Below are 19,568 nucleotides of genomic sequence, written 5' to 3' on the forward strand. Positions count from 1 at the left end.
AAATCGGTCGTAATCACGGCTACTAGAATATACCCATAGGCAAGCATTACGTGCTTGTTGTAGCGTTCGGCGGCGCTAGCCTGCACTGATAAGCTATGTAGTTGTGAATATTCGATTTCGGTCGACGCATTTTCGTCCATACGCAATTCCTGCCCTTGTTTTCGTAACCGGTGCCGCTTTGGCTGCTTGCGCGGACAATCCGGCGATACCGGGTGCAGACGTTCCAGAAATGGGAAACGCTACCCCGGTCCCAAGTTCGACTCAGGTAGACGCTTCAGGGCTTGTTGGCGAGCTGATTGCACGGCCAGAGTTCAGCGAGGTTTCTGACATGGCTGTTACGGGCAAAAATTTGGCCCTGCGCATGCCTGATTCTCTGTGGCTGGGCACTGTTGATGAGCTTGCCGACGCTGGCAGCGTCATCGATATCGCTGCAGAATGCGGTGAACTGACCGCTACTGAGCAGCATTTTATCCTCGCCTGTGGTGACTCTCTGCAAGTTATTCCAGCTGGCGCGGCGAAAGCAGAGAGGATTACCCCGAAGGTTGATTTTCCAATTACTGCTGCAACCCGCATGAATAATGGTGATCTAGTGGTCGCATCTGAAAAGTCAGCAGAAGTGGCAATGGTGGCCCCAACTGGAGAGGTCATCAGCAGGTTTACTGCGGCTGCTCCGACTGATCAGTTAGTACATGTGGAATCGAAATCGCACGGCGAGCAGCTAGTGCGCACCTGGCGTGAGGACACGACCATTCAAAACTTGGACTGGCGCAATGAACGCGGCGGTGGAACCTTGCGCGTAGGACTGGGAGTCGGCGAAATTGCTGTGGGTGATGAGGGGCTTGTTTTAGCCACCGACGCACGTGGTGAACAGCTAGCTGTCTATACTGCGTTGGACGTCATCCGTTTGCATCAGACGGTTCCAGCACCTGCAGGTCCGTGGGCTGTTGCCTGGGATAGTAAACGGGATGTCGCTTGGACGGCATCGACAAAAGAAAATCTGTTGACAGCTTTCCGCATTTCTAGTGGTGTCCCACAGCAAACAGGGCAGCTTAAGACCATTCCCGATGCTCAGTCGCTGGTGGTAGCTGATGATGGAACGGTCGTGCTCGCCTCCGCAACAGGTCACGGTATTCAGGTAATAACTGACCCGGAATTATCTAATTCAGAACTTTCCGAACAACCCGAGGAGAACGGATAATCATGGCACCAGAGTTTCGGCAAGCGCAGAAAACCATGCGATCCGGGGTCACGAGTTTCCGATCGACCGCGTACAACAAGGCTTATAGCGCGGCATTGCGCGTGATGTTTCGCCTCGATCCGGAGCGCGTACACCACGGCGCTGATAGCGTGATGGCTTTAGTGAATTCTTCCCGGCTGCTTCGAAAAGCGCTAGCAACGGTACTGAGCACTAATGATCCCCGACTGGCTCAGGAAGTGTTCGGTGTGCGATTCCCACGTCCTCTCGGATTGGCAGCCGGGTTTGATAAGAATGCGCGAGCTGCTAAAGCTTGGTCGGCTATCGGCTTCGGTTACGCGGAACTAGGAACTGTCACCGCTGACGCGCAACCAGGAAACCCACAGCCGCGCTTATTCCGCTTGAAAAAAGATCGTGCAATTCTGAACCGTATGGGCTTTAATAATGACGGCGCAGCCCAGGCAGCACAGAATCTCCGCGGGCACATCACTAGCGGAGATGCTGCACAGCGCGGCATCATCGGTATCAATATCGGAAAAACGAAGACAACTCCCGTTGAATATGCGGCCGACGACTACAGACGGTCTGCTTCTGTGCTTGGATCAGCGGCAGATTATTTAGTGGTTAATGTCTCTTCGCCGAACACCCCTGGACTGCGCGATCTGCAGGCCGTGGAATCACTGCGCCCGATATTGCAAGCTGTACAAGAGGTATGTACCAGCCCGGTGTTGTTAAAGATTGCACCGGATCTTTCTAATGCTGATGTCGATGCCTGTGCGGATCTCGCGGTGGAACTTGGGCTGGCAGGGATCATTGCCACGAATACCACAATCTCGCGTGCAGGTTTACAGACGCCAGCTTCTGAGGTCGAGGCTGCAGGAGCAGGAGGCATATCTGGTCCGCCTGTCGCGCAGCGATCGTTAGAGATCTTACACAGGCTGCATAACCGCGTTGGTGACGAGTTGGTGTTGATTTCGGTTGGTGGTATTACCACGCCACAGCAAGCTTGGGAGCGGATTACCGCGGGCGCGACACTTCTGCAAGGGTACACTGGCTTGATTTATGGTGGACCGGGCTGGATTACCAGTATCCACCGGGGGCTGCTAAATCAGCTTGAGGCACACGGACTGGACAATATCTCTGCGGCCGTAGGATCTGGTTTAGAGTGGCGGGAAAACTAAATTTTCGGCATGACCGAACGCCTTAAAACCAGTGCACAAATGACACATAATATCGCATACATGAACAGCCAATGCTGCCCCATGAAACCAAGCGGTGTTTTGGGCAGGAACTGGCTGACAACAATGAATGCGACCGCAATGGACAGTGCGACGACCTGAGCCACACTAGGCTTTTGTGCGCGGTTAACAGTGGCAAAAGCGCCAAATAATACTGCCGCCACACAGATTCCTAAAAATGCGGGGGTGATGGCGAATGGCACTGCCCAACCATCAGATAACCAGGCGATGATACCGAAGATCGCCAGTGCCACCGCCAACGCAATAAAAGCGCCGCCAGCTCTTAAAGCCAGCGGCACTGTAACTTCGCGTTTAGCGGAGTTAGATTCTTTTGAAGAAGAGTTTTTTGCTGCCATAGATCAACAGCATAGTGCCCTTCTTACTTAGTTTCGGCCCAGCCCCACAAGATTGCGCGCCCAATTGCATGGAAATGCAGATTGAAGCCCAGCACGGTAGGTGTTGCATCATCAGGGATGTCTAGCTCTTCAGTGTCTACCGCGTGTACTGCGTAGAGGTAACGGTGTGGTCCGTGGCCTTCTGGGGGCTGTGCACCGAAGTGAGTGCGCTCGCCAGAATCATTGATCAGCGACTGTACACCAGCAATCCCCAAACCTTCCGCGGCCCCAGCATTGGTTGGGAGCTCGTTGACGTCAACAGGAATGTTGAATGCAGCCCAGTGCCAAAAACCGGACGCAGTCGGTGCGTCAGGATCAAAGCAGGTAACTGCCAATGATTTGGTACCTTCCGGCAGATTAGACCATGCAAGTTGCGGTGATTCGCTGCTGGGCGCACGAAACTTCTCGGGAATCTCGTCACCGTCGACAAGATCAGTGGAAGTAAGGGTGAATGAAGGAAGATCATTCAACGGTGCGTAAGGGTCAGGTCCAGGAAAACGGGAATCGTTTGCGTAATCGGTCATGACACTATTTGTACCTGAATGCAGCAGAAATCTCTGTGGGGTGGCTAACCGCCATGCACCTAACGGGGTGAGTCACTGCCAGACACAAGCGCCTTTTCGGAATCCAGACCGGAAATAAACAGTGATTTAGTAGGTTTAACCTGCCTATTTGCGCTTGTTTGTCCGGATGACTATAGTAAGTCAACGTTGCCGAGTTAAAAATCGGGAAAATATTAACTTCTGTTGAAGCTTCAACTGGAAGTTCAATTTCTCGAGTTTTTACTGCACCCTGCCCGGGTGGCGGAATGGCAGACGCGCTGGCTTGAGGTGTCAGTGTCCTATTAACGGACGTGCGGGTTCAAGTCCCGCTCCGGGCACACTTTTAATCTCGAGGCATCTTTTTCTAGGATGCCTCGAGATTTTTTATCTACTCCACTTTGCTTTTCGGAGAGCCCATCTTGGGCCCTCCTGTGAGGAAGTTAGTAACGCACAGCCTGCAATGGTGCAATCAGTGGAACGTCTCCGTGGAGTAGAATATCCGCCTCGACGTGATATACGGATTCAACTAACTCCCGGTTCAGCACGTCTTTCGGGACTCCCTGTGCGCGGATACACCCGTCTTTAAGCACCATAAGCGTGTCACACATTCGCGCAGCAAGGTTGATGTCATGGATGGCAATCAGGCCTAGACTCCCCTCTTTCTGTGCTTTTGCGCGTACCTGAGAAAGGACAAATAGTTGATGGTGAAGGTCCAAAGCGGAAGTCGGCTCATCTAAAAGCATTAGCCCCGGCCGCCCCACCAGCATTTGCGCGAGGGCAACTAGCTGGCGTTGGCCCCCCGACAGCTCATTGAGGTACCGGGTGGCGATGTCGTCGAGACCTAGCTCGTGCATCACCTCTCCAGTTCGGAGTACCGGATCTTCGCATGATTCTCGTCGTGCAGCGATAAGCACGGCTTCGAATGCCCGTAAGGCTGCGGTGGTTGGCAGATCCTGTGGCACGTAGCCAGTCAGCTGTCTCTTGGTCTTTCCACGTGGCGCGATTCCGTCGACTAGAAAATCTATGTCGCCCGCATAACTACGGTGAACGTCGGCAAGTGTTTTAATCAGCGTTGTTTTCCCCGAAGCATTTGGTCCTAGCAGCCCAACAACTTGACCTCCAGTCAATGCTTCAACATTGACATTATGCAGTACTCGGTGTGCCCCGTAGGTAGCACTCAGTCCAGTAATTGCGAGTTTCACTTCCATCGGCGCATGATTCGCAGGCGTTGGTGTTGCATTTTTTAGCTCCACAGCGCCCTCCTCTTAGCCATAACGATCGCGATAAAGAAAGGTACACCTAGCAGCGAAGTTACGATGCCAATTGGAATTGCTAGCCCAGGTTTGACGATCAAGCTCAACGCATGTGCGGTACACATCACTGCTGCACCGGCAGCCATGGAGGCAGGTATAAAATACCGTTGGTCTTCTCCAACCAGCATGCGGGCAATGTGTGGCCCCACGAGCCCGATGAAGCCAATGATCCCTGCAAAGGCCACGGTGGTTGCTGCCACCAAAGAGACCACAACCAACACGATCACCCTTAGCGCGGAAGTATTCACGCCCATCGCTGCTGCTCGGGCATCTCCCAACCGAAGCGCCGTCAATTGCCATGACAAAGCCCAAAGAACGGGAAGCGCAATTACCAACACCCCCGCTAACACCGCATTTCCGGTCCAACTGGCGCGGGTCAGCGATCCCATTGACCAAAATACGATCTGTTGCAGAGCTTCTGCTGATGACCGGTATTGAATTAATGCCAGCATGGCTTGGAAGAAAAATACCAGCCCAATGCCTAACAGCACCATTGTTTCTGCTCGTACGCCTCGCAGCACGGCAGCAACGACAATGATGCCAGTAGCGACTACCGACGATAACCAAGCTACTAACGCCAGGTTGAGCTGCGGCTGCGCGACAATCTGCCAGTGCAGAACAATTGCGCTGGCGCCACCGAATGCTGCAGCAGCTGAAATTCCCAGAGTAAAAGGTTCTGCGAGTGGGTTGTTGAGGATTGTCTGCATCTCTGCGCCCGCGAGAGACAAACTAACCCCAATTAACAACGCCATCACTGCCATCGGCAGGCGTAGCCGCCAGAGAACAGTGTGGGTTTGTTCGTCCAAACTCGATGGGTTAACTATTCCAGTGATGACTTCGCCAGGGCTGATATCAATCGCACCTACGAAATTACTCGTAACGAAGGCAGCGATTGCAACTGCGCAAAGACCAGACACAATACCGATGCGTTGCCAGGTCAGCTTTCTATGCTGCCGACCAAGCTCTAATACTGCCTTGTTTGCCACCTCTATTTTGTCGACAGCAGGTGGTTTGGCTGGGGACTTTGGTGCAGAGATGCCTCGTGTCACAATCCGCTGTGTCTCGTTCATCATTATTAATTAGTGCTAAACAAAGTACCCTCGCCAGAGATTGGCGAGTACTTCTTTTGTGAATCCAGCCACTTCTGCTCGACGTCAATGTCTTCGTAGGCTTCTGGGTTAATCCACTGCGCAATCTGTAGCAGAGCCAGGTAGTTGAAAGGAGAGTTGTAGAACTGGTGCCACAATGCGTGCAGCTGGTTATCTTTGACGGCGCGTAGGCTTTCAAAACCGGGCTGTACTTCCGGCAATTTAGCGATGCTAGCTTTTGCTTCGGATTCGTCGATACCGTAGCCGACAGCGGCATAGCCCACTGGGTTACCTTGGTCGTCTTTCTTTTCAGACCAATCTCCCCCGGTAGCGATGATCATGTCTGGGTCGGATTCCAAGACCTTTTCTGGTGTCAATGCACCGGATTCACCTTCAATCACGTGATCGCCAACATTGTCTCCGCCTGCGGTATTAACCAGTTGTGAGATATTTGAGTCATTCCATGAGCCACAGCAATCCAAGACACCCGCAGCTCGCCACACAAAGGTCTTAGGCTTCTCAGTAACTTTGGCTGCGCGTTCCTGCACCAGGTCCACGATTTCTTGCCAGTCCTTGTTGAATTCTTCCGCGCGCTGTTCTTGACCAAAAATTTGGCCAAACAGCTCCATCGATTTTGTGGTGTTTTGTAATGGTTTCGCACGGAAGTCCGTGACGACGTATTCCACACCGGCTTCGTCCATCTTTGTGGTCAAGCCAGCTTTTTCCGAAGCTTCGTAGGTATCCATTGACAAAACGACCAAATCTGGCGCCATGCTCAAAAGGTTTTCCACGGTGACGTCCCCTTTGGATAGGCCACCGATTTCAGGAATTTCACTGACTTCTGGAAGCTTTTCTTCCAATCGGTTGTAGTAGTCTGGCACATTCTGTTTCAGGTCAGTGCCGATACCGACGATCTTGTCCAAGGGGTTTTCGGTATTCAAAATACCGGTGGCAAATAGCGAGCGTCCTTCGCCGAGGATGATGCGCTCGGGTTCTTCTTCGAGGGTAACCTCCCGGCCGGCAATGTCGGTCAACGTGATAGCGCCAGAGTTATCGCCATCGTTGTTACCGGTAGAAGAATCGCCATTTGCTTGTTTGGCTTCTTCTGAACTGCAGGCAACAAGAACCGTTGCAGACACGACACCAGCCGCCATCGTCGTCAAGATTTTTCTGGTATTGCGAGACATTTTTCTCCTTGAACTAAAATTTCAGCCAATATCATGATAAGGACAGGCTTATACTACCTATTTAGGCGAGTCTCAACAATATCTTTTTGAATGTTTCCTGCCATATGTTGCACATCACAAATATAGCTGTTTAAGGGCTTGTCTCTGCCCCCCGCCCCCGTACGCATTATTAGAGGTGTCCTAAACATTCTGAGCACAGTTAACACTCTTAAAACCAACCCCACATTGCTCCAGAGTTGACGGACAACCACTAGACTGGATACTCATGGATTCAGAAGGAAGCCACACGCACCAGCTCCAGCAACAGTCAGAAAAAGTCGGACGCGCACGACGACGCACTCCGTGGATCAAGAGCTTCATGCATTTTTGCACCACCATTCGTCGTGATGCATGGGCTTCCATTCGACGCTGGTCCCTGGCACGTTTCTTGACCGTTGGTGCGATTGCTGTCAGCTTGCTCGTGTTATTCATCCTGATCGATTTCCCTACGCTGAGCTCGTTACGCGAATCTGCCGATTCTGCAGGAAATGGATTTATGCTGCTGTTTTGGTTGGGGTACGTGTTTTTCACGCAATTTCCCTTGCCACGGACGGTGTGGACCGTGGCATCGGGAATCTTGTACGGTCCCTGGACAGGCTTGCTTATAGCATTGACCGCTCTTACGGCGTCGGCAGCTATTTCGCTGTTGCTTGTTCGTTGGCTACTGGGCGACTGGATGGCTCCTCGCCTCAAACACCCTGCGGTTGCCGGTATCAATTATCGGTTGCGCAAACGCGGATGGCTCGCAGTTGCGTCCTTAAGACTCATCGCAGGTGTACCGTTTTCTCTCGTCAACTACACCGCCGCGCTAACATCGATCCCTTTTATTCCTTTCGTAATCGCGACTCTCATCGGATCTGCACCAGGAACCGTCGTTGGGGTGCTGTTTGGGGATACGTTGATTGCTGGTACCAACCCGCTCGTGGTTGTATTGCTGGCAGCTATTGCAGTTGTTGGTATCGGCGGGCTGATCCTAGATGCTCGCATGCCAGTCCAGACTCGTACGGTAATCAAGTCTGAGGTATAGACTAGCTTCCAGATTGATCTCGGAAAGCACGACGCTTATTGCCACCAGCCCGCTTCCCGCTAATTGTTTTGTTGCCCGTCTAGCTGTTATCTAGGAGGCGTTATGCTCGCTGTCCACGCCCGATACCGTGGGAGCGCATCCCGTCGTGCCGATTTGGTTCAGCGCTCTGCTGCTGCTTTATCGAGTTTGGATGGCGTTGATGGCTTTGACGTCGTGGGCATAGAAGACATCGTCTCCACCATGACTGACCCATCCACCGTGTGCGATATCACCATGGCTTTGCTTGCCGACGGTGAATGGTCAGTGGGGATTGGGATTGCCCGAGAACACGAGGCCGCACGGTCTGCTGCACAGCGCACGCTGCCGAGGAATGCCCGCGCTGGAACTGTACGTGTGGCAGTGGTTTCGGCACCGCCTGCCACTGCCGAAGACGTCGCGGCATGTTTTGCATTGCTCGGGCAGGTACTCAACAAGCGCACCTATGAAGGTAGAGAAGCTACCGCACTGGTTCGGCGAGGGTTAAGCCAGAATGAAGCAGCCGAAGAATTGGGGATTTCGAAACAGGCAATTTCACAGCGCTTGCAAGCCGCGGGCTGGGCTGCGGAGACCGCAGGCTGGCGTTTAGCCGTCAACCTATTGTCTAAAGCAGATCAGATTTCTGCAGCTCAGGATTAGTAACGAAATCCACCAAACGCTCGACTGCGCCGATTAGTGAAATGTCTATATCCCGGAAGGAATGCACTGAGTTATAAATCCGATGCCAGGCTTCTTTCGGGTCAGACCAGCCCACAGCCTCACACACGCCGGTTTTCCAGTCTTGCCCCCGTGGAACTTTCGGCCAATTTTCTAGTCCGACACGCTCAGGTTTTACTGCTTCCCAAATATCCACATACGGGTGTCCCGTAACTAAAACATGCGGGCCAACCTCCTCTGTTAAGCGAGCCTCCTTGGTACCAGCAATTAAGTGGTCCGCAAGTACTCCGATACGGCGTTGCTCCGTCGGCTGAAATTCCGCAAGGCGTTCTGCCAGGTTGTCTAGCCCTTCTAAGTACTCCACGACTACGCCTTCGACGCGTAAATCATGGCCCCAAATCTTTTCGACGAGTGCTGCATCGTGGATCCCTTCCACCCAGATGCGCGATGGGGCGGCCACCTTGGCGCTAATATTGTGCACGCGACGAGATCCTGACTTCGAATGGGTCGGCATTTGCGGGGTGGGTTTCTGGAGACTTTTCGACAAACTAACCCGCTGACCTTCAAATAGAAAACCCCCGGGAATAATTGGGAAGACCCGGCGGGTACCATGGCGATCTTCTAATCGTGCTAAGTGCCCGGAAAATGTCTTGTCTATATCGATAAGTGCCCCAACAAAATCTTCTCCAACAACTTCCAAGACCATACCTGGTTGTGCTTTTAGGTCGGGGAAACTTGGCGCTTGTTTACGCTTGTGGCCCTGCAAAATATCGCCACTATACCGCTTACTGTTCATAGCCTGTCAGTGTATCGATTAGGATGGCCAACGATGTCTATCCGCGCCGAAGTTTATTCCCCCGTGCAAAATACCGCAGTCTGGCTTGCCGCTTGGCTTTATGGCTACGAATCAAGCGACGCCACGATCGATGCATTACAAGAATTAGGTGGTACTAATACTCTGGAAGGTACCGCAATTATCGAGCTTCTGTCTGGCCTACGTGCAGCCACTTCGGCAATCCTTACAGAGCCAGAGCCTGTACTTAAACTTGTACTAGCAGGCCCTGGTGGACCACCGGCTCTTCCCGTTACTGGAGAGTCTGCCCAAAATCTAGTGCGCGATCCTGCCCCTGGCGCAATTGTGGTTAAAGACAACGATCCAGAGCTACACCACGTTCTTATCCCACGCTATATTAACGGGACCACTGAATGGACTTGGATTCGTGAAGCCTTGCCACTGCCAGCTACCTCTGGCCTGCTTGCTGGTGATGCGGATTATTATCTAAGCCAAGCAACCAATACTGCGGCTGAGCTAATTGAAAAATCTGGGCATGCCCCAGCAGATCTTCCCAATGCCCGTATGACCATTGGTACGCTGGCTGATTTTTATGATATCCCCGGGCTTCCCGGCTCTGTTCCACCCAGGGTTGCAAAATTGTTTGCACGCGCGGATACTGTTGCCGCAACCATCGAAATGCTGACGGATAAACTAGGCGACCACAGCCTTGATCCTTATCTATTCGGGCTGTTTCGTCATCTGCGGCATGCACGCATGGCTGGGGTTGAACGGGCATGCGCAGAATTCGCGCGCAGTTGGCGCTAATCCGCCAAAATCGAGAACGGACAAACCTAGAACCTGGGTCGCCATACTCAGTTTGTTAAGCGCTACGCTTTTGTCCAAATGTCGCAGCAACCGGGAGCACACGGTTCCCCGTTGTCTGTATTTCCTTGGACCGTCACATTTCCAAGCTTTTCAATAATTTCACCAGCAGCGGACTCTGCAGCAATGTCGACCACCATCTCTGCGAATTCTTGAGTTAGCCCTGCAGTCCGCGCACGCTCAACATGGACGTCTTTTTCTTGCGCAGCTTCTACGAGTTCTGTGTCCAGATCCCACAAAACCTCCATGTGATCGGTGATAAATCCGATTGCACAAACAACGACGGCTTTTGTTCCTTGGCTGTCCGCCAAGTGCTCAGTGTGGTCGACGATGTCTGGTTCTAACCACGGCACTCGAGGGTCACCGGAACGTGATTGCCATACGAGATCATAATCCTGGATGCCAGCCTTGTTCGCAGCCAAGCGGGCGGCTTCTGTAACCTGTCGTGAATACAGGTTTTTATCACCGTCAGCACCACCAACGTCATCGTGCCGGTTCGGCACAGAATGCGCAGTAAACAACATCCGAGTGTGATCACGCCGTTCACTTGGGATTTTTTCATAGGCTGCTTCGATTGCAGCAGCGGTCTCTGCTATGAAAGTTGGGTGCGAAAAGAACTGGCGGATCTTGGTGAAATGAATTTCCGGGAGGTTCTTCGCTGCTAGATGTTCGCGGACTCGCTTGATATCTTCGTTGTACTGGCGGCATGCTGAATACCCACCCCAAGCAGAGGTTGCTAACACGAGTACTTTGCGATGCCCATCGTGAGCGATTTTTTCAGCTGCATCTTCCGCGAATGGATGCCAGTTGCGGTTGCCGAAATACACCGGCAAATCAATCTCTCTCCGAGCAAGTGCTTCCTCTAGATTTGCAATCAGCTCGCGGTTTTGCTGGTTGATGGGGCTAATTCCACCAAAATTGAAATAGTGTTCACCGACTTCTTCTAGGCGTTCGCGTGGAATTCCCCGTCCGCGAGTCACGTTCTCTAGAAATGGCACAACCTCGTCTGTTCCCTCGGGGCCGCCAAAGGAAAGGACGAGGAGCGCGTCGTAGTCAGTCAAGGGATGCAAATCAGTCATGCCCTTAGCCTAGCAAGGGAATTTTCCTGATAAATTATTTTGCTTGGTTATCCCAGGAGGCGAACAGCGTGTTCGGTCATTCCAGTGTGTCGCACTGGGACTTCCCGTACGTGCGAGCCGGAATGTGGGGCCTCGATCATCATTCCATTGCCAGAATAGATAGCAACATGCTGTGATCCACCAGGTCCATAGAAAATCAGGTCACCTGGTTGCAGATCAGTTGTTGATACATGAGTGCCGTGCCGGTATTGACCTCCGCTGTAGTGTGGCAAAGAAATTCCCGCACCGGCGAACGCATATTGGACCAAACCAGAGCAGTCAAAACCAACTTTGCCAAAGTCACCGTTGCTATCTGCGTGGCCGCCGTCACGGATGCCAGCGGTCGGACCTTGCGCGTTGCCACCGCCCCAAGCGTAATCCACACCGAGTTGAGACCGTGCGCGAGATAAGACGGCTTGCGCTTGCTGTGACGGAGCTACGTTAGCAAAACCCGCTGAAGCATCTTCTGTCACAGATTCATTGGTATCGAGTTCTTCCAGTACGCCACCGAGCTCCTCAACAACGTCGCTTTGTGTGCTATCGGTTGCTGAGACACCGTCTGCGTTCGAAGAATCGCTATCAGGAGACACTGAATCTGCGGTGTCTGTCGCGGTCTCTGCCACGGTAGTACTGTTCTGTGGGGCACTATCCTCTGATTCCAATGCTGAAGCGGCTTCCCCTTCCGCTTCAGCATTGGTGCCAGTTATTGACTCCGCTGTGGTTTCTTCTCTAGTTGTATTTCTTTGTAGTGCTGGGATTTGACCAGGTGGATCCTGAGATTCCTGTTCCGATGTGGGAGTGTCCCGCGGCGTAGCTTCTAAGGCTGTGTGGTCAGGTAAGTGTTCAGCAACAGCGTCGGCAGCTTGGTCAATTAACTCACGGAGTTCAGCTGAAATTGCGTCAGGGTCCTGAGAAGCTTCTGTTGAGTTGGAGGCGCGGTTTCCGGTCGTCCCGGATGGTTTTTGTTCGTCTAATTCGACCGCGGAATCCGCAGTTTCTGAACCGCTGTTGTTTTCTGGTGCGTGACTTGCAGTATTTGGAGCAGAATTGTGGTTTGGAACGGACAAGTCGTCTTGCCGTAATTCTGTACTCACGGAGCCCGAGCTAGAGGCGGTTTCCCCGCTTCGTACTGCGGCAAGTTCCTGCTGCGCTTCATCTCGGTCTTGTGCGACTGCGGCACGTTCTTGTTCAACTTGGGCCACTTTAGCAGTGGTTGCTTCCAATAATTTGCGGGCTTGTTCCTCGGCAGTGGCAGCCTGCTCAGCCCGTTGTTCGGCGAGTTCGTGAGTTTTGCGTAACTGTGATTCTTTGTTGGCCTTTTCAGTACGCACCCGGTCGAGCTCGTCAATAGTAGACAGCTTTTCTTCCGCCTGCGTTCGCAGAATCGATTTCCGGAATAGCTCGTCATCACGGTGATCCCCACCGCTTATCTCCCTCAAACCGGAGGCCCCAGCAGCACGACGATACTTGGAACGCGAGAGCTCATCTAGTTCGGACTGCGCTGTTGCGATATCCGATTGTGCAACAGCAAGTTCTTCTTTTGCGGTGCTAACGCCACGTTGTGCTTGTGAAGCCTCCGTGCGAGAATCCTGCAGAATAAGCAAAGCTTCGTTAACGGATTCACGGAGTTCACCGATCTTTAAATCCAAGTTGTTGAGCTCTGATTCCGCATCAGTAATTGTCGAAATTAGCTCGGAAACTGCAGGCTGTAGTGAGCCATTTGGCGACGCTTGCGCGATGGATGAGGACCCAAATAACGATAGCGATGCGGTACAGGCAATCGCTGCGCTAAAACTGCGTACGCGAAAGGTACGCCGGTGAGACGATGAAGGCACGACACGCTCCTGACAGGTGCAGTCAAGCCGAATGGCTTGACTGCACATTAGAATCTACGACAGTGGGTACCGACACGCAGGACACACAGAAAATCAACGGCCGCAATACGTGCAGCGCCCAAAATGACCCATTCTCCGTACCTGCAAATCTCATGGCGTGCTTCCCCACATGCCCGTGTTTGCAGTTGTCCAAAGATTAAAAGTCATAGTTTTCGACTCTCGGCGATGTTCCACTACCATGTCTGGATTTTCTGTTATGACCCGCGGGCCAATAGCCAAACCATATGCCACTAAGGGCAACATGAACACACCGATTCACAATATTCCCGACTGTAACGTCAAGTGTTTAGCGTGGACTAACGCCATGGCCTGGGGAAAGGTGGAAGTAAATCCTTAGTGTGCTTTTTGTCACAGTTTGTAACGACACGCCGGAAATAGACTCAATTATGTAACGATTTAGCTACTGCGTGCCAGGTTAAAATCAAGGCTGTACCAATGACTGCGGCGATCACCACTGCAAACACAAGCCACGAGGGGTTGGGTGACGAAAGCGCCTCTATGTAATTACGCAAACCAACATCGGTCGATACTCCTGCAAACGCCGATTCTGCCGCCTCTAGATCTGCCCTCGAATAACTATCGCTGACGGCAGCTCCACCTTGTGGAGTCCGCACAATGACTGTCTCAACTCCCGTGCGCAACTGTAATTCCTGGGCCACATCACGCAAGTCTGCAGCCTTGTCATAAGGCGTATCTATGAGCGCTATCCCAAATTTTCCATCGCCCGTAAGAGTATCTGTGTTTTCAGTGTCTTGGTTCGCCAGTTCCGCGCTGTTGCTATTAATTTCTGCGATGGCTTGCCGCAATTGTGACTGTTGCGCACGTGCGAATTCAGCATGTTCCCCTATAGCCACATTGCCTTGCGATAACTGTGCACTGAGATCACTTAGGTCGACGCCAGCTGGAATCATGATAGCTACTTTCTGTTTAATCTTTCCGGGGGTAACAAAGTGGGCGGAACGTGAGTGGCTTGGGCATGTTTTGCCCAGCTTACAGTTATATAGCCACGCGAATAGGTTACCGACTAATAACAGAACAGTTGTACTGTTATACTTTTGGCAGGACGAGGGGTCGTCAACCTACACTGGGGCAGTGAACCCCGTGTTCTAGGACTTTTTGGTCTTACAATTTTGCACAACAAGGAAATGGAGCTCCCTGTGACTGAAAGCTTGAACTCCTTCAACGCTAAGAAGAAGCTCGAGGTCGGTGATAAGTCATACGACTATTTCGCGCTCGATGCAGTTGACGGACTGAAGAAGCTGCCTTATTCCCTTAAGGTTCTGGCAGAAAACCTTCTTCGCACAGAAGACGGAAAAAACGTCAACAAAGACCACATCAAGGCCATCGCTAACTGGGATCCAAAATCGGAACCTGATACCGAAATCCAGTTCACGCCTGCACGCGTGTTGATGCAAGACTTTACTGGTGTTCCCTGCGTCGTCGACTTGGCTACTATGCGCGAAGCTGTATCCAACCTGGGCGGCAGCGCGGACCAGGTTAACCCACTGAATCCTGCCGAGATGGTTATTGACCACTCGGTCATTACAGAAGCATTCGGTGACGCAGACGCTTTGACCAAGAACGTTGCTATCGAATACGAGCGCAACGAAGAGCGCTACCAGTTCTTACGCTGGGGTGCGGAAAACTTCTCCAACTTCCGGGTAGTTCCTCCAGGAACCGGTATCGTTCACCAGGTAAATATCGAATACCTGGGTCGCGTTGTTTTCGACAACGATGGTCTGGCATACCCGGATACCTGTATCGGTACCGATTCCCACACCACTATGGAGAACGGCCTAGGAATCCTAGGCTGGGGTGTCGGTGGTATCGAGGCCGAGGCTGCCATGTTGGGGCAGCCGGTATCGATGTTGATTCCGAAGGTGGTCGGTTTCAAGTTGACTGGAGAAATTCCAGTTGGCGTTACTGCCACCGACGTTGTGTTGACTATCACCGACATGCTGCGTGAGCACGGCGTCGTCCAGAAGTTTGTCGAATTCTACGGCAACGGTGTCAAGTCAATTCCACTGGCGAATCGTGCAACTATCGGCAACATGTCGCCGGAGTTTGGCTCAACCGCCGCGATCTTCCCTATCGACGAAGAAACCACCAAGTACCTTGAGCTCACCGGTCGCCCACAGGAGCAGATTGACCGCGTCGAAGCTTATGCCAAAGCTCAAGGCATGTGGCTGGAAGAAGATGACGAAGAAGCCGAGTACTCCGAGTACATCGAGCTTGACCTGTCTACTGTTAAGCCTTCCATCGCCGGACCAAAGCGTCCACAGGACCGCATTGAGCTGGACAAAGCCAAGGAACAGTTCCGTAAGGACCTGGTTAACTACACAGACGACAAAGTTTCAGAAGACGGCAAGAAGCCTGAGGTCCGTCGCATGAACGCCGAAGGCGGCGTTCAACGCTATGCCGATGCTGATATCACCGACGGTCACAACGTTTCCCGTAAGGGGCAGGGCGAAGATGCCTCTGAAGGTGCCGAAGGTCGTCCATCCCACCCAACCTTGGTGCAGTCACCAGCCGGCGGCGAGTACACCCTAGACCACGGCATGGTCGCAATCGCTTCCATCACCTCGTGTACCAACACCTCCAACCCTTCGGTCATGATCGGTGCAGGTCTGATCGCCCGCAAGGCAAACGAACTGGGACTGACCTCCAAGCCTTGGGTGAAGACCATTTGCGCGCCTGGTTCTCAGGTTGTCGACGGTTACTACAAACGCGCTGACCTGTGGAAAGACTTGGAGGCTCTGGGCTTCTACCTCTCCGGATTCGGATGTACCTCGTGTATCGGTAACTCTGGCCCGCTGCCAGAAGAAATCTCCGATGCTATCAACACCGAAGACCTAGCGGCGACCGCGGTTCTGTCCGGTAACCGTAACTTTGAGGGCCGTATTTCGCCGGACGTCAAGATGAACTACCTGGCATCGCCAATGATGGTAATCGCCTACGCCATTGCTGGCACCATGGACTTCGACTTCAATGAACAGCCATTGGGTCAGGACAAAGATGGCAATGATGTCTTCTTGAAGGACATCTGGCCTTCCCCAGAAGAGATTGAAGAGACCATCCAGTCTTCCATCTCGCGCGAAATGTACGAAGCTGACTACGCCGATGTTTTCAAGGGCGATGAACAGTGGCAGAACCTGGATATCCCGCAGGGTAAGACCTTCGAATGGGATGATGCCTCCACCTATATCCGCAAGGCTCCATACTTCGACGACATGCCGAATGAGCCAGCAGACGTTGAGGACATCAAGGGTGCACGTGTACTGGTTAAGTTGGGTGACTCAGTCACAACCGACCACATCTCCCCTGCTTCTGCCATCAAACCTGGTACCCCAGCGGCTCAATACCTGGAAGAAAATGGCGTCGAACGCCAGGACTTTAACTCGCTCGGTTCCCGTCGTGGTAACCACGAGGTAATGGTTCGCGGTACCTTCGCGAACATCCGTATGCGCAACCAGCTCGTAGAAGAATCCGGTGGCTATACCCTGGACTTCACCAAGGACGACAAGCCACAAGCATTCATCTACGATGCTGCACAGAACTACAAGGAAGCAGAAACTCCTTTGGTAGTGCTAGGTGGTAAAGAATACGGCACCGGATCTTCGCGTGACTGGGCTGCGAAGGGAACCTTGTTGCTGGGTGTCCGCGCCGTAATTACTGAGTCCTTCGAGCGTATCCACCGTTCGAACTTGATCGGTATGGGCGTTGCGCCATTGCAGTTCCCCGAGGGTGAGTCACACGAATCCCTTGGATTGACTGGTCATGAGTCCTTCGATATTGAGGGGCTGACTGAGTTCAACAACGGTTCGATTCCGAAAACTGTTAAGGTGACCGCACACAAAGAAGACGGCGAAACCATCGAGTTCGATGCCAAAGTACGCATCGATACCCCTGGTGAGGCCGAGTATTACCGCCACGGCGGTATTCTGCAGTACGTTCTCCGTCAGATGGTTAAATCCTAGCTAGTACTAGCTAGCCCTAACCATTAGGATTCGCGGGGCTGCATAACCTCTCGCTACGACTATTGATCCCAGTTACGGAGAAATCGATCGTGGCAGGGGCTTAGCAGCCCCGTTTTCGTATTTCCGGACTGAAAGGTCGCTTCCTCTATGCCAGTAGTAAGTGAAAATGAACTCAACCGTCGTCGCCAAGAAATTTTGGTCGGCGCGCGAAAGTGCTTCGCTGAATATGGTTACGAAGGGGCGACTGTTCGCCGTCTCGAACAAGCAACAGGAAAATCTCGGGGTGCGATTTTTCATCACTTTTCTGATAAAGAAAACTTGTTTCTCGCTCTAGCGCGGGAGGATGCCGCACGGCAAGCGGAAGTAGTTGCCCGTGAAGGGCTGGTCGAGGTAATGCGTGATATTATTCGGAATCCTGAGAAATACGATTGGCTGGCTACTCGCTTAGAGATTTCCAAGATGCTGCGTACTGATGCCTCTTTTCGTGCACGCTGGGAAGAACATCAAGCAGTCCTTGATCAAGCAGTGCACGATCGTTTAGCAAAAAATGCTGCGGAAGGCCGCATGCGGGTCGACGTACCAATCGATACCTTGCAATATTTTTTGGAAATGGTGATGGACGGTTTGATCACGCGTAATGCCATGGGAATGGCCACCGATGAAGCCGTCCTTGATATTGCAGAACAAGCTATCCGACGCGATGGCAATGATGTTTAAGGCATAAGGTATAACAGTAGCCACTATGGTTAATCTTCTATTGGTCTCATTGCGCTATGGAGAGACCGCACCGGCAGTTGCTGCCGCTGAGTATCGTGACATCTGTGAAGCCACAGGGCTGAGCCAGGAGCAGACTACGCACCTAGTCATTGATTCCACAGATGTTGTGCTTCCTGATCTAAGCAATTTTGATGGCGTCATCGTGGGCGGCAGCTCATTGAACATCACGAACCAAAATTGGAACAGCTGGCAACTTCATATTCATCGTCAGCTGGAAATTCTCACGGCTTCAGAGATACCAGTCTTTTTAATTTGCTTCGGAGCTTCCTGGCTTGCGCATCATGTAGGTGGAATTGTTGGTCACACGCACGCAGAAACCTCTGGACAAACCGTGGTTCGGCTGACCTCAGATGCCTCCGAGGATGTGCTCGCCCGTCATCTCCCACAGGAATTCACGTCTCTGACTGGACACACTGAAGCCGTCGAAGATTTAGCTGCGTCCGACAGCAGGGAGGTGACGATTCTTGCCGACGGGCCAACCTGCCCTGTGCAGCTAATTCGAGTAGGTAATTCGACATGGGCGAGCCAGTTTCATGCAGAGATGGATGCCGTGGCCATGAAAAAACGCATGGATTTTTTCTATGACTACGGCTATTTCTCCCCCGAAGATTACCTGGATATCGTCAACAGCTTGCCATCAATTGACACGAAATGGAGCAATGAGTTGCTCGCTATCTTCGTGCGGTACTGCGCAACACGCGCAGCTACCAGCTAAATGGTGCTCACTGGATCGTTGCCATCATGGAAGGCAATGAAATCCTGGTTTGGCAGTTCCGCCCGCCCAGCCAGCTCGAAGATGACCTGACCGACGAGCTCACGGGACGTTTTTTCCCCGGCTTTTTCTGGTGTGTTTTCGGTGACGGCAATGCCCTGCGCCGGATCCAGGGTCAGCAACGTGGGGGCCAGGATGATGTAGTTTAAATCAGAATCAAGCAGGCGCTTGTCGACGGTCTTTTTCGACTCCACGTATGCCAGCCATGCGCCTTGATCGTCGGTTTCGTTGTCCAACGACCCCATATAGGACACCATGATGAGCCGAGGCGCGCGATCTTTACCAACCTCATCCTGGACTTTTTCCAAGCCCTTGATGCATTCCAAGGCAGCATCGCGGTCCACGGCATAGGTGACGTCGGCACCGGCACGCCCGCCGTTACCTGCGGTCCACACCACAACATCAAAATCATGGACCAGCGCTGCCCACTGATCCGCAGACACAGTAGTTACGTCTTGGACCAACGGCGTTGCGCCGTTCTCCCGCGCCTCCTCTGCTTTTTCTTCACGACGCAGCATCGCGGTGATCTCGTAATCGTTCGCGTATTGGGGAATGGCAATGCTGGCAACTTTGCCAGATCCGCCGATAACCAATACTCGTGTGTTTGTGGCAGTTACGTTCTCTTGCGACTGAGTTGCTGTCATGTACACAATTC

Annotated in this window: 18 protein-coding genes and 1 tRNA gene; 9 read left to right on the top strand and 10 right to left on the bottom strand. The window is 52.5% G+C overall.

The genetic code is table 11. The features are described from left to right. Positions 1-103 precede the first annotated feature (103 nt). Both A5774_RS05150 and A5774_RS05155 read left to right on the top strand, forming a co-directional pair. On the top strand, positions 104-1,198 hold the full coding sequence (locus A5774_RS05150; RefSeq protein ID WP_152514662.1) for a hypothetical protein: 1,095 nt from the start codon (positions 104-106) through the stop codon (positions 1,196-1,198). A gap of 2 nt (positions 1,199-1,200) precedes the next feature. Then, a complete protein-coding gene (locus A5774_RS05155) occupies positions 1,201-2,376 on the top strand; it encodes a quinone-dependent dihydroorotate dehydrogenase (RefSeq protein ID WP_156519548.1) in 1,176 nt (391 codons plus the stop codon). Here A5774_RS05155 and A5774_RS05160 read toward each other — a convergent pair. After that, positions 2,373-2,789 carry a hypothetical protein gene (locus A5774_RS05160; RefSeq protein ID WP_064833676.1) on the bottom strand — a complete coding sequence of 139 codons (417 nt, stop codon included), beginning with the start codon at positions 2,787-2,789 and terminating at the stop codon, positions 2,373-2,375. The genes A5774_RS05155 and A5774_RS05160 overlap by 4 nt on opposite strands. Before the next feature lie 23 nt (positions 2,790-2,812). Continuing rightward, positions 2,813-3,352 (bottom strand): YbhB/YbcL family Raf kinase inhibitor-like protein, encoded by a 540-nt coding sequence (locus tag A5774_RS05165; RefSeq protein WP_021353918.1) that lies wholly within the window; start codon positions 3,350-3,352, stop codon positions 2,813-2,815. A 270-nt stretch (positions 3,353-3,622) separates the two neighbouring features. Between A5774_RS05165 and A5774_RS05170 the strand changes: the two genes are divergently transcribed. Further along, a tRNA-Leu gene (locus tag A5774_RS05170) sits at positions 3,623-3,708 on the top strand. A gap of 102 nt (positions 3,709-3,810) precedes the next feature. On the opposite strand, the gene A5774_RS05175 is transcribed toward A5774_RS05170, so the two are convergent. Genes A5774_RS05175 through A5774_RS05185 form a run of 3 tightly spaced genes read right to left on the bottom strand, consistent with a single transcriptional unit; the run spans position 3,811 to position 6,958 of the window. After that, entirely contained in the window at positions 3,811-4,578 is a 768-nt protein-coding gene (locus tag A5774_RS05175) for an ABC transporter ATP-binding protein (RefSeq protein ID WP_034646082.1), read from the bottom strand. A 35-nt stretch (positions 4,579-4,613) separates the two neighbouring features. Next, positions 4,614-5,756 carry an iron ABC transporter permease gene (locus A5774_RS05180; RefSeq protein WP_023019831.1) on the bottom strand — a complete coding sequence of 381 codons (1,143 nt, stop codon included), beginning with the start codon at positions 5,754-5,756 and terminating at the stop codon, positions 4,614-4,616. 2 nt (positions 5,757-5,758) lie between these two features. After that, entirely contained in the window at positions 5,759-6,958 is a 1,200-nt protein-coding gene (locus A5774_RS05185) for an ABC transporter substrate-binding protein (protein WP_023019474.1), read from the bottom strand. 358 nt (positions 6,959-7,316) lie between these two features. Here A5774_RS05185 and A5774_RS05190 point away from each other — a divergent pair, with 358 nt between their 5' ends. Both A5774_RS05190 and A5774_RS05195 read left to right on the top strand, forming a co-directional pair. Further along, a complete protein-coding gene (locus tag A5774_RS05190; protein ID WP_081703847.1) occupies positions 7,317-8,024 on the top strand; it encodes a TVP38/TMEM64 family protein in 708 nt (235 codons plus the stop codon). A 102-nt stretch (positions 8,025-8,126) separates the two neighbouring features. Next, entirely contained in the window at positions 8,127-8,699 is a 573-nt protein-coding gene (locus A5774_RS05195; protein WP_023019472.1) for a helix-turn-helix domain-containing protein, read from the top strand. Here A5774_RS05195 and A5774_RS05200 read toward each other — a convergent pair. Continuing rightward, entirely contained in the window at positions 8,665-9,513 is an 849-nt protein-coding gene (locus tag A5774_RS05200; RefSeq protein WP_023019471.1) for a DUF3097 domain-containing protein, read from the bottom strand. The two genes, A5774_RS05195 and A5774_RS05200, sit on opposite strands and share 35 nt — an antisense overlap. Before the next feature lie 33 nt (positions 9,514-9,546). Here A5774_RS05200 and A5774_RS05205 point away from each other — a divergent pair, with 33 nt between their 5' ends. Next, positions 9,547-10,317 carry a hypothetical protein gene (locus tag A5774_RS05205; protein WP_021353925.1) on the top strand — a complete coding sequence of 257 codons (771 nt, stop codon included), beginning with the start codon at positions 9,547-9,549 and terminating at the stop codon, positions 10,315-10,317. 62 nt (positions 10,318-10,379) lie between these two features. On the opposite strand, the gene A5774_RS05210 is transcribed toward A5774_RS05205, so the two are convergent. From A5774_RS05210 to A5774_RS05220, 3 genes are all read right to left on the bottom strand, one after another. Further along, on the bottom strand, positions 10,380-11,453 hold the full coding sequence (locus A5774_RS05210) for a ferrochelatase (RefSeq protein WP_021353926.1): 1,074 nt from the start codon (positions 11,451-11,453) through the stop codon (positions 10,380-10,382). 47 nt (positions 11,454-11,500) lie between these two features. Continuing rightward, complete coding sequence (locus tag A5774_RS05215; RefSeq protein ID WP_021353927.1) at positions 11,501-13,327, bottom strand: DIP1281 family NlpC/P60 protein; 1,827 nt, start codon at positions 13,325-13,327, stop codon at positions 11,501-11,503. 440 nt (positions 13,328-13,767) lie between these two features. Further along, complete coding sequence (locus tag A5774_RS05220) at positions 13,768-14,298, bottom strand: DUF6676 family protein (protein ID WP_064833678.1); 531 nt, start codon at positions 14,296-14,298, stop codon at positions 13,768-13,770. 246 nt (positions 14,299-14,544) lie between these two features. On the opposite strand from A5774_RS05220, the gene can reads away from it, so the two are divergent. From can to A5774_RS05235, 3 genes are all read left to right on the top strand, one after another. Continuing rightward, a complete protein-coding gene (can, locus tag A5774_RS05225; RefSeq protein ID WP_021353929.1) occupies positions 14,545-17,364 on the top strand; it encodes an aconitate hydratase in 2,820 nt (939 codons plus the stop codon). Between the two features lie 147 nt (positions 17,365-17,511). Beyond that, a complete protein-coding gene (locus tag A5774_RS05230; protein ID WP_023019467.1) occupies positions 17,512-18,081 on the top strand; it encodes a TetR/AcrR family transcriptional regulator in 570 nt (189 codons plus the stop codon). A gap of 25 nt (positions 18,082-18,106) precedes the next feature. Further along, entirely contained in the window at positions 18,107-18,856 is a 750-nt protein-coding gene (locus tag A5774_RS05235; RefSeq protein WP_027017956.1) for a homoserine O-succinyltransferase, read from the top strand. On the opposite strand, the gene A5774_RS05240 is transcribed toward A5774_RS05235, so the two are convergent. Then, the gene (locus A5774_RS05240) at positions 18,853-19,557 is read right to left on the bottom strand and encodes an NAD(P)H-binding protein (RefSeq protein WP_064833680.1); all 705 of its coding nucleotides are present in this window, start codon (positions 19,555-19,557) and stop codon (positions 18,853-18,855) included. The genes A5774_RS05235 and A5774_RS05240 overlap by 4 nt on opposite strands. Positions 19,558-19,568 lie beyond the last annotated feature (11 nt).

Source organism: Corynebacterium sp. EPI-003-04-2554_SCH2473622, from assembly GCF_001665955.1.
Classification (GTDB): Bacteria; Actinomycetota; Actinomycetes; order Mycobacteriales; family Mycobacteriaceae; genus Corynebacterium; species Corynebacterium pseudodiphtheriticum.